The organism is Leptospira interrogans (assembly GCF_900156205.1).
GTDB lineage: Bacteria > Spirochaetota > Leptospiria > Leptospirales > Leptospiraceae > Leptospira > Leptospira interrogans.
The window spans coordinates 141330-157178 of the sequence record NZ_FTNA01000005.1 but is presented as its reverse complement, the minus strand read 5'-3'; the positions used below and the strand labels follow the sequence as shown (position 1 = coordinate 157178).

Sequence of the window (15849 nt, the reverse complement as noted above, 5' to 3'; positions counted from 1 at the left end):
TTTGTAGAAGTACTCCGCGACAAAAATAATTCCTCAAAGAATATCCTTTAGCTGCATCTTTCTAAGGCGAGGGGTAATCGCTCCTACAAGCCCTACAGTTAAAAGAGTTAAAATTCCTCCCGCTACGATGGAACGCCTAATTCCGAGCCATTCTGCGGTAACGCCGGATTCGAATTCTCCGATTTCGTTTGAAGAGCCTATAAAAATATGATTCACCGCAGAGACTCTACCTCTCATATGATCTGGAGTATGCATCTGGACAATGGTATGACGAATGACTACACTGACCATATCAAAGGCGCCTGCAGCCGCAAGACATAGAAATGAAATTCTATAATCTTCGGAAAACCCGAAAAGAATGATACAGATTCCAAAACCAAATACACAAGAAAGAAGAATCCAACCCGAATGTTTTTTAGGAGGTTTGGCCGCAATAAAGAAGGCACATAAAACTGCTCCGACTCCTTGAGCGGAACGAAGAATGCCAAAAATTTCAGGACTCTGACCTAAGATCTTTTCCGTGAAAGAAGGAAGTAGGGCCACTGCACCTCCAAAAAGAACCGCAAATAAATCCAAAGAGATCGCTCCCAATATGATTTGATGAGTGGAAACAAATTTCCAACCTCCACTTAGACTTTCCCAGATAGATTCACTCGATTCTGGCTTGGAAGGAACCGGTTTTCCTTTTACGAATAACACCATGATCAAACCTAAACTCATCAGAATCAGATCCACAGAATACGCGAAGTAAAGTCCCAATACAATCAATACACCTCCCGCAAGTGGGCCAAGAACCAAAGAAGTCTGCCAAGCGATTCCACTCCAAGTGGCGGCGTTGGGAAAGGTTTCTTTATCTACTAATTGGGTTTGAAACGCTGCAGTGGCTGGATTTAAAAAACCTCTTGCAATTCCGGAAAGAAAAATCACGGCATAAATCGGATAAACTCCAAAGTCTCTCAAAATCCAATTTATATTAGGGATTACTAATGTAAGCAGTAATAGGGAACAGATCGACAAAAGACAAAGGGCCGAAACCACTATTTTTTTTCTAGGAAAAGAATCGATTACAAGACCCGAAAACAAAGCCATAGAGATGGAAGGAATCGCTTCCGCAAGACCGATAAAACCTACGTGAAGATTACTTCCTGTGAGATGATACATTTGCCAACCGACCACTGTGGTTTGAATACTGATGGAAAGAGTTACCGTAAACTTACCAAAAAGAAAAGAACGAAAATCGGAGATTCTCAACGCTTGGAATGGGTCGTGTTTGATTTGAGTTTGAGTCATATTAATACCGGATTGGGTTTTTGATAAAATACATTCCGAAAGCGGCAACCACCATACCGTGATGAAGAATATGATCTGCTATCAGTTTAGGAATATTTTCAATGGGAGTTTCAAAAATTTCAATTTGTTCGCTATCGTCTAGGTTTTGTTTGTGTAGTCTATGTGCGTTTTTAGCGATGAAGGTATGACACCAATTGTCTAAGATGGCAGGGTTTCCGGTGACCTTACCAAGATATTCCCAGTCTTGAGAAACGTAGCCGGTTTCTTCCACAAGTTCTGCTTGAGCGGATTCTAATAGAGAATTTTTTTCTGCGATCCCGCCTGGAATTTCTAAACTGAAACGGTGGATTCCATGTCTATATTGATCGACTAGAACGATTTTATTATCTGGAGTAAGTGCGATTATATTTACCCAGTCTAAGGATTCTAAATGAAAGAAGTCTTTGGAAATTTTTTTATCAGGAGAAGTTATATTCCAGGAAACTAATTTAAAAATCGGAGTGTCTACTAAGTCTTTTCGATTGATTTTTGACCATAGATTAGAATGAGGATCGTATTCTTCCGGTAGAAACTGTTTCATAAAATTTTCCTTTTCGAAACTAGATAGTTTAGGTTTCGATTACAATTTAAAGAAGTAAGTTCGACTTAAAAACATTCAATTTTTCTAATAAAAAAGATTTTATGGATTATTTTCCAAAATAGATTTAAAAGATCGGAATGATTTGAGCTTCTGATTCCAAATAAGAATTTCCCTGTCCATACTGTCAAGTTAAGAGATGGAAAGTAGATTCAATCAAAAACGTTTATATAAAAATCAAAGTAGTTTGTGTGTTTTTTATACGAAAAAAAGAACGGAATCGATTTCTGTCGAATTTTAATTTGATAGAAATCGTTTCAAAAAAGGATACAAATTGGAAAATTTTTAAGATAATCTTTTACAATCCAAAAAGTAAATAAATATAACAACGATCAGACGTTAGAGAAATTTTCAATAAAACTCGATTTAAGAAATAGAAAACAAAGAGTTGGGCAAGGGTGTACATGATTGACAGAATCCTTCTTTCCCGAACTATGTCACATGTTTTATGAAACTTAGTCCTGAACAGGAAAAAGCAGTTCGTCACGTAGACGGTCCTATTCTAATTTTTGCAGGCGCGGGCTCTGGAAAAACCAGGGTAATCTCTAACCGGATTGCGCATTTGATCGAAAACGCGGGAGTTCCCGCAGGAAAAATTGTAGCACTATCTTTTACCAATAAAAGCGCGAGGGAAATGGAAGAGCGGGTTCGAAAGATGATTCCAAGGCAAAAGCTCAAGGGGATCGTACTTTCCACGTTTCATTCTTTAGGACTGAACATACTCAAAAAACACATAGGACTTTTGGGATACAAACATCCGTTCCTATTGATGAATCAGAATGATCAGGAAGGATTTTTAACAACATTACTGATTGCTAATAAAGTAGAATTAAAAAAAGCGAAAGTATCGGAGATACTCGGAAAAATATCCAGGATTAAAAACTCGGGACTCGCATACAGGGAATATCTGGATTCCTCTCTTGTAGAATCTGATCAGGTGGCCAACTTAGTTTATGATAGTTATCAGAAATCTCTAAAAGAACAAAATTCCCTCGACTTTGATGACCTTATACTTTTGCCGGGAATATTACTACGAGAGTTTTCGGAGGTTAGAGAAGAATATCATAAAAAGTATCAATACTTTATGGTGGATGAGTTTCAAGATACCAATCAAACTCAATACATATTTTTAAGAGCTCTCATGGGAGAAAATCGGAATTTATGCGTAGTAGGAGACGACGATCAATCTATCTATGCGTTTCGAGGATCAGATCTAAGTCTGATCTTAAATTTTGAAAAAGATTTTCCGGAAGCAAACGTAGTTCGTCTTTTAGAAAATTATAGATCCACTTCTGTGATTATACAAGGAGCCAATTCGCTTATCAAAAATAACCTTTCTAGAAGATCAAAAGAACTTTTCTCTTCCATACCCGGCGGAAGAAAAATCCGTTATTTGGAAAGGATGGATGAAAAGGATGAAGCTGCTTATGTAGTGGATTGTATTCGAGAAGAGATGATTAAAGACGCAAGGGTAGGAAGTCAAATTTCTATATTATTCAGAACTAATTTTCAAACCAGACCCTTCGAAGAAGAACTTAGAAGCAGATCTATAGCGTATAAACTCGTGGGAGGATACAATTTTTTTGATCGAAAAGAAGTTCGGGATATGATTTCTTATATCCGATTGATTGCCAATACAAGAGACGATGCTTCTTTACTTCGAATTTTAAATTATCCAAAACGAGGGATCGGACCTGGAAGTATTTCACTCATTCACGAGAAGGCTTCTCAAATGGGAGAATCTTTATACGAAATTCTTTTTAGAGTTTGTGAGTCTCCAGATTTTATTCCTAACTTACAAAAAAAGATTCAGTCAGAAATTTACAATTTTGTAAACTTGATCGAAAGGACTAAGAAAAAATTTTCCACGGCGCCTAAGATGTATTATGCGTTCCGGGAATTTATCCAAGAAGTGGGAATCGAAAAGGAGATTCTACTCGAAGAAAAAGACGAGAAAGTAGCAAAGGCACGTACTTTCAATTTATCTGAACTAGTAAACATGATGTCTTACTTTGAGGAAAATCACGATTCACCTGAAAAACCAACGTTGTTTGATTTTATCAATCGACTGAATTTACTCATGGAAGACGAAAATCCGTCCGATGAGGATAAGGAAGACAATCGTGTACAGTTGTTAACAATCCATCAATCCAAGGGATTAGAATTTGAATCGGTTTATGTTCCTGGAATGGAGGAAGGAATTCTTCCTAACTCTAGAGTATTAACTGAAGAGTCTTCCGTGGATGAAGAAAGACGTCTACTATACGTTGCGATGACCCGCGCGAGAAAGCATTTATGCTTGACAGGTGCCGCAAATAGACGAAAGTTTGGGGAGCAAACAGCTACCCAAGCCTCCCGATTTCTAACTGAAATCGATCCGGAGACTATGGACTGGGTTTCCAATGATGAGGTTCGACAGCAAGAGACAGAAGATTTTTTTGCCGAACTGGAAAAATTGAAAACAGGATCGTAAGTATGACATTCAATACAACAATCATTACTGTAATAACCTTGTTTCTATTTATATCTGGTTGTACTAGCAGTCAGAAAACAGTGGATTCCGGACTTTCTCAGGAATTAGTGATCCGTTCTAAAATTCAATCGATTGATTCTCAACTTTCCTCTTCGCAATTAGATGAAAAAAAACGTTCTTCTTTGTTGATGGAAAAGGCAAAGTTATTGATTCAAATTGAATCTTATAAAGAAGCAACGGTTGTCTTAAAAGAGATTCAAAATTCTAAAGAAGGCAAAAGTCTAGAACATCTAGATCATTATTTGGGAACGGCTTATTTAGGAATCAATGATACTGAAAACGCGATCGTTCATTTTAGAAAGTCCGAGTCCGTAGATAAAAACTATGAATCTACAAATCGTAAAAAGATGTATGCGAAAGCACTCTATCAAGAAGAAAAATACGGCTTGGCTCTGGGCATTTTAGGTCGTGCTTCTAGAGAAAAAGATTTTGAAAAAGATATTCTATTTTATGAAACCGTCGCAAATAGTTTTATGCGAATTAAGGAATTCAAAAGATGTCAGATGGTTCTGGAAGAAGGGCTTCAGAAATTTCCGGAAAGTCCGGTTCTGAAAGAAATCCAAGAGCAACTTTCTCAGGTTCTTCCAAGATAATTCAGCACAATTCTAAATTGGCCCGGGTTCGGAAAAAATTCGTTCCCGGTGATCTCATCCGTTATCTCGGGTCTTTTTTATTTTTTTTAAAAGAAAACCGAAAAACTAAAATCACACTCATCTTTTTTATTCTCACGATTTCTATCTATACGATCTTAGTTGAGTCCGTTGGATATTACGTACGGAATTATCTTCTGGATCTGAGAGGAGTTAAGGAGCTTTCCAGAAACTTTATCAACAAAGAACTAGGAAGGGCGGTGACCTTAGGTGTTGTGGAATATGATTTTCCCAATGCTGTCGTATTTGAAGATTTTAGAATCTCTTCTGAAGAAGACTTTGCGCTTAATCATATTTTATTTCGAACCAATAAAATTCGATTTCGACTTGGAGGTTTGTGGAAAGGGCAACCTTTTGTTCGAGGAATTGTAGTAAAGGATTCTTCGATCAATATAGATTTGCAGGACCAGATTTCGGGAGAACTTATAGGTTATATCCAAAAAATTAATATCCCAGAAATTCGTTTAATGAATACTACGATTACAATTTCTCGCGGTGGGGAAGAGATTCTAAATGCGTTAAAAGGGATCGATATAGTAATCACCAAACGGCCAGAAGGTGTCACTGTCTCCATTAGTGATTCCTTATTTCCGTTTCCATATTCCAGATATATTCAAGGAACGTTCGAAACCAAGTTTCATTCGGATGAGTTCAAAAGTAATTTTCGTTTTCAGAATGTAAAAGCCGAGAAGGTTCGGGGAGTTTATTCGTTGTTCGGAAAGATCGCTCCCAGTTCCGGAAAAATTTCAGGCGAATATGAGATTCTTTTAAACGGAAAGAAAGTTTCCGTAATAGGTAAAAACCGATTCACCAATGTGTCGGGTAAAATTTTACAAGAACTTCCTTTGGGTTTAAAAATACCAGATTTAAAAGACGCTGATCTGATTCATGAAATGGATTTAAAGTTAGACGAAATCGGTGAAAAACAAGTTCATACCTTTACAAAAGAAGAAAATATATTTCGTATAACGTATAAGGTGAATCCTAAAAAACTTTCCACTTGGGAGGTTTTTGCGGATTGGAAAAATATTAGAGAATTGAAATCTATTTTTCAATTTCCGGGAGATCTGGAAATTTTAGAAGGTGGGCTTGAGCTAAAAGGTAAATGGGAAGAAACCGGTAATTACGGGGATTGGATTAAAAGTGAAGTTTCTTTGAGACTTTCTGGCTTTTATTGGAAAGATCCTTTTTTAGATTTCCGTTTGGATGAAGCAAAGGCCAATATTCTAACTGGAAATACATTGGAGTTTGACGCAAAAGGAAATCTGTTTCAAGAACCGATTCGAACTAGAATTATTGGCAAAACCGGTTGGAAAAAATCCATTCGAGGTAATGGCACTTTTTATTATCCACTCTACAACGATTGGAAATGGGAACTTGATCTGGATCGGATTTCTGTGAGAAATTTTCTTCCCGTTTATCATTTATGGAAAAATTGGATTCGTACTGACATTAAAACTCGCCAGGAAAAATTAATTCCGGAAGTCCGCTGGACCAGGACACCGTTTTACAAATATCTAATGGAGTATACTACGTTTACAGTTCAATGGAAATCGAAATCATTCCGTTTTGGTGAAAAGGATTTAGGGAATCTTACTTTAAACGGTAAGGTGGTTCCATTTTTTTCCAGATTGGATTTAAAAGGTTTTAGAGAAGGAAATCAATTTTTAGAGGCGTTTGCAAATTTCACCTTTGGTCAGGACAATCCATATATGGATTTCAGGATTAAAATTGCGGAAATGCCCTGGGAAGAATCCGTAAACGGTTTCTGCGGATCTTGGGTCATTCCGGAAACTGTTACTTCAGATACTACGATTCGTCTTTTTGGGGACGATTTTTTAGCACTTCATAATTCTTTAAATGTTTCGCATAACGTAATATTTAATCGATCCCGTTTTCAAGATAAAAGATCTCTTCCTTTAAATCTTAGAGAGCCTTTTGATTTCGGATACGAACATAATTTGTTACCTACATTATCATATTATAGAAATATCTTTTGGAAAAACGAAACGGCGGATTTAAAAGGTTATGGAGCCGTGGAAGGCAACCGAGTAAGAATCAGCGCCAACGGAATGTTAAACGATGTTTTTATCAGTAGAAAGTTTAAGGAGGAATCCGGAGAATGCAAACTGGAATCGGTCGGAGACAGATAATTCTAATTACGTTCGGAGCTTTCTTAACAACTTTACTTGTTTTCGGGATTTATCTTGTTATATTCAGAAGTCCTAATGTTTTAATTATAAAAAATTCGAAAACAAAAATTGATCTGACTGGAACTTGGAGAGTTTCTACTATCGTTCCTATGAAACAAATTCGATTTATTAACGATAAAGAAGCTATTCTTTTGGAAGAAAGTTCAGAAATTAAGTTGTATCTTATGGAAGACGGGGAAGGGTTACAATTAAGAAGAAAAGGGGAAGAAACTCCTATTGGTTACTTTTTGTTTCGAGAGTTGAAAAAAGATTCGTGGCAAGGTCTTTGGGGAGACAATCTTGTCGTTTTAAAAAGGATTTCTGCAAATAACTAACATTTGTTAGCTGGTATTCAAAAAACTTTTATAAAAACTCGTCCTATTTCGCGATCATAGAGAGCAAAGTTGTATTCGGAAGCGTTTTGCTTTAGTTCTCTCGCATCGATCCCTTTCGCGTTATCCCGAATATGGAACGTTTACAAATCTTTAGCATTATAGTTTCTGTATGAGTTCCCACATTTCTAGGCTTTGAATATTTTACAGAACTATTACTTGGAATTATATAATAGAATAGTTGAAAAATTAATTCTCCATCTGTTTCTATTTCATGGAAACGGTCGATTAAAGCAATTTTGTTAATTGAACTATGGAATTTTTCAACAACTCTAATAAAGATAAGCACTTGTATTTTGATTTAAAACAGGGTTTTGTAATAGAAATTTACGGTATTTTCAATTTTATAAGAAATTTAGTAATCGTGAGTTTTAGAGATTTTTAAATAAAATTCCGTATCAAATTACGGTTTGTCTTTTTAGAATTGTTGAATTTTTTACTTTTGATGTGTTAGCTTTGTGAAATTTTATTATGAAAAGGAAAAGGTTAAAACATACAACGTTTACCGTCTGTCGGATGTTTTGCGGTTGGAGATTGATCAACTCTTCTACCGAGCTGAATCGACTGGGAAGTGGTGTTTTAAAATATGATTTTTTAACACAGCAATCTTTTTTTAACGATGATCTTATTCAACCCCCAAATATTTTAGAAGAAATTGAAATATTCTTTTCGGAAGAATTAGATCGTATGTCTCTTACAAGAGTTGCGTTTATCTTGCATTTTTAAACGTGGAAATCATTCAAAACCTTGTTGAATCTAAAAATAGCAAAAAATTTGATAAGCACGCACATAAATCAGAATCTAATTATATATCCTATCAATATCGATTTGATTGTGAATGTAGAATTTTAACGGATGAATTTGAGTATATTGAAAAATATCAATGTTTTACTGGATTGCCAGATAGCTTTTGTTGATTAAGCTATTTATAATATTTTTATATTTTCTGAATTTTATTGTGAAATTATGATTTGTAATAGTTTCAACATTTTCAAAGTTTTACTGTAAAGTTTGATTTTTACGTGATTCTGAAATCAGTCTATTATGGATTCTAATTCATTTTTCCATCGAGTTAGTTTTTCCAAGGATGGTTGGGCATACTTACTAATCCATCGATCATAAATTTCCTGAATGGGGACATGGTCTAAATAATTCCATCGAATCCGTCCTACTTTTTTTACGATTAATAGTCCAGCGTGTTCCAAAACTTTCAAATGTTGCATCACAGTGCATCGATCTAAGGATTTAAAATGGGAACAGATTTCTCCAGTCGTTTTTGGTTTTATACTAAGAAGATCCAAAATTTCCCTTCTTTTAGGATCCGAAAGCGCCTTAAAAACAGAATCTTGCTTGTCTAGTTTTAACATGTTGTTATAATATAACATATTAAAAATCTAATTTTTCAAGAGGAAATTATATGAATTTGAAATTTACGGTACAAACTAAAATTCAAAAATCTTTGGAAGTTGTTTTTCAAGCTGTGTATGACCCAAAACAATTAAGCGGTTATTTTACTACCGGAGGTGCCAGCGGACCTTTAAAACCTGGAACCGAAGTGATTTGGAAATTTGAGGATTTTCCTTCGGAAGAAGGAGTTCGTGTATTTGTCAAAGAAGTGGAAATGAATTCTAAAATTGTATTAGAATGGGATGCTCACGAAGGGGGATATGAAAGTCAAAATGAATTATTAACTACCGGTGGATACAAGACTCGTACAGAAATGATCTTTGAATCCTTAGATTCAAACAATACACTTGTAAAAATTACGGAGTCAGGATGGAGAGAATCCCAGGCTGCATTAGACGGTTCTTATATGAATTGTCAAGGTTGGATGAATATGAGCTGTTGTTTGAAAGCGTATTTAGAATATGGGATTAATTTGAGAAAAGGATTTTTTTAAGAAATTATATGAATTTCCATTTTCTATAAATTAAGGTTTATTTGGCCTCCACTCTTGTTGTTTGCCAGAAATAATTGCTGTCGGGTGAATTGATAGAATTCAATCTATCTACTTCGCTTTTAGCGGTTTCTAAATCCCAGACGATTTTTTTTACAGTGATACAATTTGCTAGATTGTGGTCTGACTTGTCTTTATAGAAATCAACGCGAACAATTGCGAAGGCTTGTTGGTATTGTCTTTTCATAAAATTAAATTTTTAATTTTTTTAATTCAGGTCAAATCTTTATTTGATGCAGACGTCGATAATTCTTTTTCAGTTTTTCTAAATCAATTTTATATATCGACTTAGCTTGCTAACTAACGTGGGTTCGACGTAAGGAGCCCATGATTTTTTAAAAAAAATTAAAATCTAAACTTTACAGATCGATTCCTTAAATGTGAGAACTACTACAAACCACTATTTTACAAACAAATTCTAAAATTGTAAGACTACTACTTTTAGAAAATTTTTGCTCAACCGAACTCACGTTAAAATGAGATTTAAGTTTTGATGATGGTCGCAAAACTACAAAAATCTGATTGGACCATATTCTTTTTGTATTTCCTAATAGTCCCACAATTTTCAAAGTTTAACTGATAAATCCACTACTTGCTTTGCGAGAGTTCTCCATCTATTTTTTTACAAAAAAATTGGTCTATGAATAAAACGGATTTTAACCGCCAAATTCACGTTAACTAATGTAAGTTTGTAAACAATACGAAAATAATTGATGTAAAGTTAATAGATTGAAATTAAGTATGAGACTATTAGAATATACTAGAATTATAAATTTATATTTGCTGTTCTGGATTTCCGAGTTCTTGTCCCGTTTTTTTTGCAATTCCTTTAATTAATTTTGTAATTTCTCTGGAAGCGTATCTGGATGAATTTTCGCTACCTAAGGCTTCTTTTACTTTGCGAACGTCTTCGATTATTTTATTTCTATACTTTTTGTTTTCTAAAAGTGCCAGGGTTTCCTCAACGATGTTATTCGGAGAACATTCTGCCTGAATCAGTTCTCTACAAATTTCTTGACCGGAAAGAATATTTACAAGACCTATATTAGGAGTTTGGATAAAAAGAGAACCGATTACGTAAGTGAACATGCTAACTTTATAAAGTATGATCATTGGTTTTTCGAAATAAGCAACTTCTAATGTAGCAGTTCCAGAAGCGACTAAAACTAAGTCTGAAATTTCGATTGCACGAAGAGAACGGTCAAATAGATATTCAATTGTTAAGTTTGGAAATTTAGACTTAGCGAGTTCTATTTTTTCTAAAATAAAAACTTCTTCTTTTTGGTTGATATTCGGTAAAAGGAAACGAATTTTCTTATTATTGTTTTCATAATGATCTGCGAGTTGGCCCGCGGATTGTAAAAGATCATTTAAGATTCTTCTAATTTCTCCACTTCTGGAACCGGGCATCAAAGTGATTGTAAAATGAAATTGAGTTTTGTCTTCTGGCTCTGGAATGACTGCTTCTTTACGGATTTTTTCTCTCAAACGAACTGCAAGGGGATGACCTACAAATTCGCAAGGAACACCGTAACGATCGTAGATTTGTTTTTCAAAAGGAAACAAAACCAACATCAAATCAATGTTATCTCGGATCGTATAAATTCGATCGAACTTCCAAGCCCAGAGTTGTGGAGAAACATAAAAGATAACTGTGATTCCTAGTTTTTTCAACTCTTTGGCAAGACGAAGATTAAAACCTGGATAGTCGATTAAGATGGCGTGAGAACAATTTTTTTCGACGGCGAGGTTGATCAATCTTCCGATCAAGGATTTTAAAAATCTATATTTAAAAAGGATGGCGGAAAAACCGATGATCGAAAGTTCTTCCATAGACTCGATCGAGGTAAAACCTTCTTCGATCATTCTTTCTCCGCCTACTCCAAAAGTTTCCAAATCGGAAAAGTTCTTTTTGAGTTCTCGAATGAGTTCACCACCCAAAAGATCTCCGGAATGCTCTCCGGCCAACATTAGAATTTTTAGATCTTCTTTTTTGGTCGTAACTACAGCCCGAGACGGTTGGTTACCGGATTTTTTGGATTGTAGAGTTGATTTTTTTAAGGTTGCCACTTCCGATACTCAAAATATTGATTTTAAATTTTTCTGCAAGGTTAATAAATTCTTTTGGATGAACAATGATCGTTTCACCCGTTCGAAGTGCTAAGGTTCCGCAGTTGTTTTCGTACATCGTTTTTAAAGTGTTTTCACCAACTGTAGGAAGATCGAAACGATGATCTTGATTGGGTTTGGAACTTTTACAAACGGTCGCCTTTCCTTTTTTAGCAAAAGAACCACCTCTACAAATTGCAAGATCTGTACCTTCTACCGCTTCGACGGCAAGAACTGATTTATCTAAAACGACTACTGTCTGACCTATATCTAAACCAGCCATCTTTTCGGCGTAATCCATTCCAAAGGCGATGTCTTCCAATTCTTTTTGGGTCAAAGGTTTTTTAGTAAACCTACCTTCTGGGAGAAATAGAGATTGAAGAAAAGTCTTTTGAGAAATAATCGTGATTTTTTCTTTAGCAAACTCGTCGGCAACGGTTTTAAAAATAGAATAATCGTGTTTGTTAATCATTCTAGCTAGAAGTGCTATTGCTTTAAGGTCAAATTTCAAATTTTTGAATATAATCTCTTTTTTAACTTTGCCTAGAAGAAGTAATCGATCCACGTTGTGCCGTTTGCATAACTTCAAAAGGGTTCCAATTTTTACGATATGAATTGGAATATTTCGATCTTCGTACATTCCAACGTGAAAATCAGATTCGATGATGGAAAAGAAAATAGGGTCTTCACCGGCCAAGAGAGCTTCTTTCATACCGATATGAGGGAGTTCTCCCGCGCCGGCAAGAATACCTAGTTTTCCCAAATTAAAAACCCGTCAATCCGAGGAGGAAGTAGCGGGAGAAGTTGTGGAAGAAGATTCTCCAGAGCTACTCTTTTTATAATCGGTCACATAAAAACCGGTTCCTTTAAAAATAATTCCCGAACCGTTGGAAATCATCCTTTCCACTTCCCCTTTTTTACCACAGAGGTGACAATCTTTAATTGGATCGTCCTTCATGGAATGGAATTGTTCAAAAATTTGACCGCAGGCTTTGCATTTATAGTCGTATGTCGGCATGGATTATCCTTTATTAGAATATTCTAAAATACTATTACTCATGGAATAAATTTAAATTGAAAAACGCTCAAACTAGAATCTCCACTTTCCCTCGACATAGGAAGGCAAAGTCTCCATCGTATTCCGGAAGTAGGGTCTATTGTATTCAAGGAATCGATACCGGAAAGGGCCATTTTTTCGGAAACGATTAAACCGGCTTGGAAACCGGAAGAGCCGTTTTGAATATTTAGGCGAAATCTTCTTTTGGAAAAATTGTCTCCGGTAATATATCGGTTTCGGTTGATAGAAATACTTTCTTTGTCCATTTCTATTTCGAAAGTTTTACGTAAATCTCCAGGAGAACCAGCTAACAATGTAAAGACGGGAATCGTTTCGTTTCCTTCTAAAAAAGAAACGTAAAATTCCAAATCTCGGAAAGGTTCGTCTACGGACCGGCAAATTAGATCATATTTACTTTTGGAAGAATGTAGAACCATTCCGGAGTCTCCATCTAACGCGATTTTTTCGGTGGGGTGATACTCGCCCTGAAATCCGTTTGGAGGGGAGGCTTCTTTCCAAGATTCAAAATCCCAAACCGGAGAGCGGTCTAAAGCACGAAAATATTCTTCCATTGTTTGAGAGATAGAAAGATCCGAAGGAATGTTTTTTAAAAAACCGGAAAAGATCCAACCCACATTTCCGTTTCTCAGATCTACAATTTGGTTCCAACTTCCTCTTTTACCGGCTATGGTTTCGGTTCGTGAGTCTCTATCGAGTATAAAAACGATTTCTCCACCTTTGAACTGAAACGAAATCGGGTTTTCGGTTCCGGGGCCGGTTCTAACGTTTAGATTTTTCCCTTCGATTACCGCCTTGCTACCGTTAAACGGAGAGTCTTCTTTTCCAGAAAAGTATTCTAGTAATTTAGAAAGTTTAGATCTGCCATTTTCATCCAATTCTTTTGCAGAACCAACGGAAAGAGATTTGAGCAAGGCCTGATTGTATTCGTTGTAAAGTGGAAGTGGGTTAGATGAAATTAGTTTCACTAAATATCTGGAAAGAACGTCTACAGTTTCGTATTCCGCACCTAGAAATAGTTTTTTACAAAGTGCTCTCGTTTTGAGAAACGAACCTTCGGGTAAAAAAGAAAAAAATCTGTCTTCGAAAGTAAAGATCGTTCTTCCTCCTACTTCTCTTTTAAAAAATTTTAGTCCTGATTTTTCTGCAAACCTGGAAGCTACTTTTTCTCTTTTTTCGGAAGGAACGGTTAAAAGATGGAAGTTAAATTCCGCAAGAGACATAGAAGCATAAGAATAATCTTCTAGGTCCGGATCTTTTTTACTTAGAACTTCTAAAATTACGTCTTCCCAATTCGATTTAGAAAAATTTCTATAAACGGAATCGGTTTTACGAGTGAGAATTTTCCAAACAAAAAAACCGAGTAATATGGAAGTGAAGATAATACCGAGGACTACAAAAAAACTCTTTCTCAATTCGTACCCTCGGCTTTGGAATCAATCTAAATGCGGGATCAGTTTATCTCTATCTACTTGAAAACGTTCCATCAAAGCGTTTTTAGCGAGATAATAGCGCAACAAATCGATGTTAAAGTTTACTTTTGCTTGAGTCAGTCTGAGTTGATCTTGAACGTGTGTATCTAACGCGTTTTTCACGGCCACTGCGTCTGCTCTACCTTGACGGAAACTTCTCAAAACCCCATTGTAGTAGTTTGCGGTTTCTCTTTCAGTGACGATATTGTTTTTATAAATTCTGTGACTTGCTTCTAAAGCTTCGATTCTAGTTTTTACGTCGTCTCTTACTTCGTTTTTAAGTTCTTCTTCTTTGAGAGTTGCTTGACGCATTCCTATATTTGCGTCTCTAACACCTGCATAGATTCCTTTATCCGCGATTGGATAAACAAAATTGACTTGTCCGGTCCATTCTTTATACTTCGCGGTTGTGATTCCTTGGTTGGTATCGTTATAATTGTCTTGGGGAGAAATGATATTCTGAGCCTGACTTGCACCAGTTCCGGAAAGAGTTAGAGTAGGAAGACGATCATTATTTGCATTTTTTAAGGCTGCTTCCGCGATTTCTTTTTGTTTGAGAGCGTTTAAAAAATCTGCTCTATGTTTATAAGCATATTCTAAATCTTTTGTATATTCCGGCTTTTCGGTTAGTTCTTCTAAAAGATTAGTTTCTTCGGAAAGTGTAGTATCGTCCGGAATTTTCAAAGAGCGGATAAGTTTGCGTTTTGATTCTTCTTTTTGAACTTGAGCGGTTTCTAATTGGTTTTGTGCTTGAGCTAGGAGGGCGTTCCATTGGTTGACTTCAAAACTTTCAGAAAGTCCCAGGCTTTGTTTACGAGCAGTAAGATTGCGAATGTTTCTAGTGTTTTCAACGAGTTGTTTGTATGTTTTAACGGCTTGTGTTTTGATCGAATAGTCCCAGAAGTCTACGAGTGATTCTACGATTACTGATGAAATTTGTTGTGATACTTGGTTTTTAACGATTTCTGCTTGGGATTCTAAAATCTTAACTTCGTTTCTGCCTTTGTATCCAAATGAGTTTTTTAGTAAGTCTTGGCTGATAGTAGCTCTTACAAATCCAGTATAAAGAGGAGGAATTCCTAAAGAACTAAATCCGGCTGGTGTGGTAGAAGGATTTTCAAATGCGTTCGAGTCGAATCGTCTGCTTCCAGCTTCTATTTTGAAATAAGTCCCAGTGGTTTGAAGGACCTTTTCAATTCCACCTTTGATCGTATCGTCTGAAATTTTTGTTCCTGTAAAGAAGTTTGCTTGGTTAAAAGGAAGAATGGATTGGCTGGATCTTCCGTCTGCTACTAATCTCCAAGAATACTTAGAATCGTTTTTTAGAAAATTTGTATCTGATTTTGCAAGTTCATAACGAAGGTTTTGAAGGTTATAATTACTTTCTAACGCGCGTTTGACGGTTTCTTCCGTAGTGAGTTTGAGAGTGGAACTTTCCGCAAAAAGTGTGGAAGATAGAAGAATCAAATTACCTAAAAGAAATAGTGACAATCTTTGAAATTTTAGAATTCTTTGTTTCCAATTTTTAAACTTATTTTCCAT

15 protein-coding genes are annotated in these 15849 nt (G+C 35.8%); 6 read left to right on the top strand and 9 right to left on the bottom strand.

Translation table 11 applies throughout. The annotated features are described in order from the left end of the window. Positions 1 to 33 precede the first annotated feature (33 nt). Complete coding sequence (locus tag BW942_RS06270) at positions 34 to 1290, bottom strand: MFS transporter (RefSeq protein WP_000195122.1); 1257 nt, start codon at positions 1288 to 1290, stop codon at positions 34 to 36. 1 nt (position 1291) lies between these two features. Next, positions 1292 to 1870 carry an NUDIX hydrolase gene (locus BW942_RS06265; RefSeq protein ID WP_000808789.1) on the bottom strand — a complete coding sequence of 193 codons (579 nt, stop codon included), beginning with the start codon at positions 1868 to 1870 and terminating at the stop codon, positions 1292 to 1294. A 505-nt stretch (positions 1871 to 2375) separates the two neighbouring features. Between BW942_RS06265 and BW942_RS06260 the strand changes: the two genes are divergently transcribed. The 5 genes from BW942_RS06260 to BW942_RS21670 all read left to right on the top strand — a co-directional run bounded on the left by BW942_RS06260 (position 2376) and on the right by BW942_RS21670 (position 8420). Continuing rightward, positions 2376 to 4400, top strand: coding sequence for an ATP-dependent helicase (locus BW942_RS06260; protein WP_000777808.1), 2025 nt, complete (start codon positions 2376 to 2378; stop codon positions 4398 to 4400). A 2-nt stretch (positions 4401 to 4402) separates the two neighbouring features. After that, entirely contained in the window at positions 4403 to 5053 is a 651-nt protein-coding gene (locus tag BW942_RS06255) for a tetratricopeptide repeat protein (protein WP_000143803.1), read from the top strand. A 17-nt stretch (positions 5054 to 5070) separates the two neighbouring features. Next, entirely contained in the window at positions 5071 to 7263 is a 2193-nt protein-coding gene (locus BW942_RS06250) for an LIC_12586 family protein (RefSeq protein ID WP_000124996.1), read from the top strand. Continuing rightward, complete coding sequence (locus tag BW942_RS06245) at positions 7233 to 7637, top strand: hypothetical protein (RefSeq protein ID WP_001193047.1); 405 nt, start codon at positions 7233 to 7235, stop codon at positions 7635 to 7637. Before BW942_RS06250 ends, BW942_RS06245 begins: the two co-directional genes overlap by 31 nt. 573 nt (positions 7638 to 8210) lie before the next feature. Further along, on the top strand, positions 8211 to 8420 hold the full coding sequence (locus tag BW942_RS21670; protein ID WP_001982247.1) for a hypothetical protein: 210 nt from the start codon (positions 8211 to 8213) through the stop codon (positions 8418 to 8420). Between the two features lie 308 nt (positions 8421 to 8728). Here BW942_RS21670 and BW942_RS06235 read toward each other — a convergent pair whose 3' ends face one another. Continuing rightward, on the bottom strand, positions 8729 to 9061 hold the full coding sequence (locus BW942_RS06235; protein WP_000915472.1) for an ArsR/SmtB family transcription factor: 333 nt from the start codon (positions 9059 to 9061) through the stop codon (positions 8729 to 8731). A 50-nt stretch (positions 9062 to 9111) separates the two neighbouring features. Between BW942_RS06235 and BW942_RS06230 the strand changes: the two genes are divergently transcribed. Then, complete coding sequence (locus tag BW942_RS06230) at positions 9112 to 9594, top strand: SRPBCC family protein (protein WP_001049451.1); 483 nt, start codon at positions 9112 to 9114, stop codon at positions 9592 to 9594. Between the two features lie 37 nt (positions 9595 to 9631). On the opposite strand, the gene BW942_RS06225 is transcribed toward BW942_RS06230, so the two are convergent. From BW942_RS06225 to BW942_RS06200, 6 genes are all read right to left on the bottom strand, one after another. Further along, the gene (locus BW942_RS06225) at positions 9632 to 9838 is read right to left on the bottom strand and encodes a hypothetical protein (RefSeq protein WP_000828866.1); all 207 of its coding nucleotides are present in this window, start codon (positions 9836 to 9838) and stop codon (positions 9632 to 9634) included. Between the two features lie 587 nt (positions 9839 to 10425). Further along, complete coding sequence (gene lpxB / locus BW942_RS06220) at positions 10426 to 11721, bottom strand: lipid-A-disaccharide synthase (protein ID WP_000212586.1); 1296 nt, start codon at positions 11719 to 11721, stop codon at positions 10426 to 10428. Next, on the bottom strand, positions 11675 to 12523 hold the full coding sequence (locus BW942_RS06215) for an LpxI family protein (protein WP_000517126.1): 849 nt from the start codon (positions 12521 to 12523) through the stop codon (positions 11675 to 11677). Before BW942_RS06215 ends, lpxB begins: the two co-directional genes overlap by 47 nt. A gap of 12 nt (positions 12524 to 12535) precedes the next feature. Further along, entirely contained in the window at positions 12536 to 12778 is a 243-nt protein-coding gene (locus BW942_RS06210) for an FmdB family zinc ribbon protein (RefSeq protein ID WP_001143646.1), read from the bottom strand. Between the two features lie 38 nt (positions 12779 to 12816). Further along, positions 12817 to 14250, bottom strand: a complete 1434-nt coding sequence (locus BW942_RS06205) for an SH3 domain-containing protein (RefSeq protein WP_001231967.1) — start codon at positions 14248 to 14250, stop codon at positions 12817 to 12819. A 21-nt stretch (positions 14251 to 14271) separates the two neighbouring features. Continuing rightward, a complete protein-coding gene (locus tag BW942_RS06200; RefSeq protein WP_000428155.1) occupies positions 14272 to 15849 on the bottom strand; it encodes a TolC family protein in 1578 nt (525 codons plus the stop codon).

What these genes read in the sequence shown, in the direction of transcription:
- BW942_RS06270 (WP_000195122.1), bottom strand. Translation starts at nt 1,290, where the DNA reads ATGACTCAAACTCAAATCAAACACGACCCATTCCAAGCGTTGAGAATC.
- BW942_RS06265 (WP_000808789.1), bottom strand. Translation starts at nt 1,870, where the DNA reads ATGAAACAGTTTCTACCGGAAGAATACGATCCTCATTCTAATCTATGG.
- BW942_RS06260 (WP_000777808.1), top strand. Translation starts at nt 2,376, where the DNA reads ATGAAACTTAGTCCTGAACAGGAAAAAGCAGTTCGTCACGTAGACGGT.
- BW942_RS06255 (WP_000143803.1), top strand. Translation starts at nt 4,403, where the DNA reads ATGACATTCAATACAACAATCATTACTGTAATAACCTTGTTTCTATTT.
- BW942_RS06245 (WP_001193047.1), top strand. Translation starts at nt 7,233, where the DNA reads ATGCAAACTGGAATCGGTCGGAGACAGATAATTCTAATTACGTTCGGA.
- BW942_RS21670 (WP_001982247.1), top strand. Translation starts at nt 8,211, where the DNA reads ATGTTTTGCGGTTGGAGATTGATCAACTCTTCTACCGAGCTGAATCGA.
- BW942_RS06235 (WP_000915472.1), bottom strand. Translation starts at nt 9,061, where the DNA reads ATGTTAAAACTAGACAAGCAAGATTCTGTTTTTAAGGCGCTTTCGGAT.
- BW942_RS06230 (WP_001049451.1), top strand. Translation starts at nt 9,112, where the DNA reads ATGAATTTGAAATTTACGGTACAAACTAAAATTCAAAAATCTTTGGAA.
- BW942_RS06225 (WP_000828866.1), bottom strand. Translation starts at nt 9,838, where the DNA reads ATGAAAAGACAATACCAACAAGCCTTCGCAATTGTTCGCGTTGATTTC.
- BW942_RS06210 (WP_001143646.1), bottom strand. Translation starts at nt 12,778, where the DNA reads ATGCCGACATACGACTATAAATGCAAAGCCTGCGGTCAAATTTTTGAA.
- BW942_RS06200 (WP_000428155.1), bottom strand. Translation starts at nt 15,849, where the DNA reads ATGGAAAATAAGTTTAAAAATTGGAAACAAAGAATTCTAAAATTTCAA.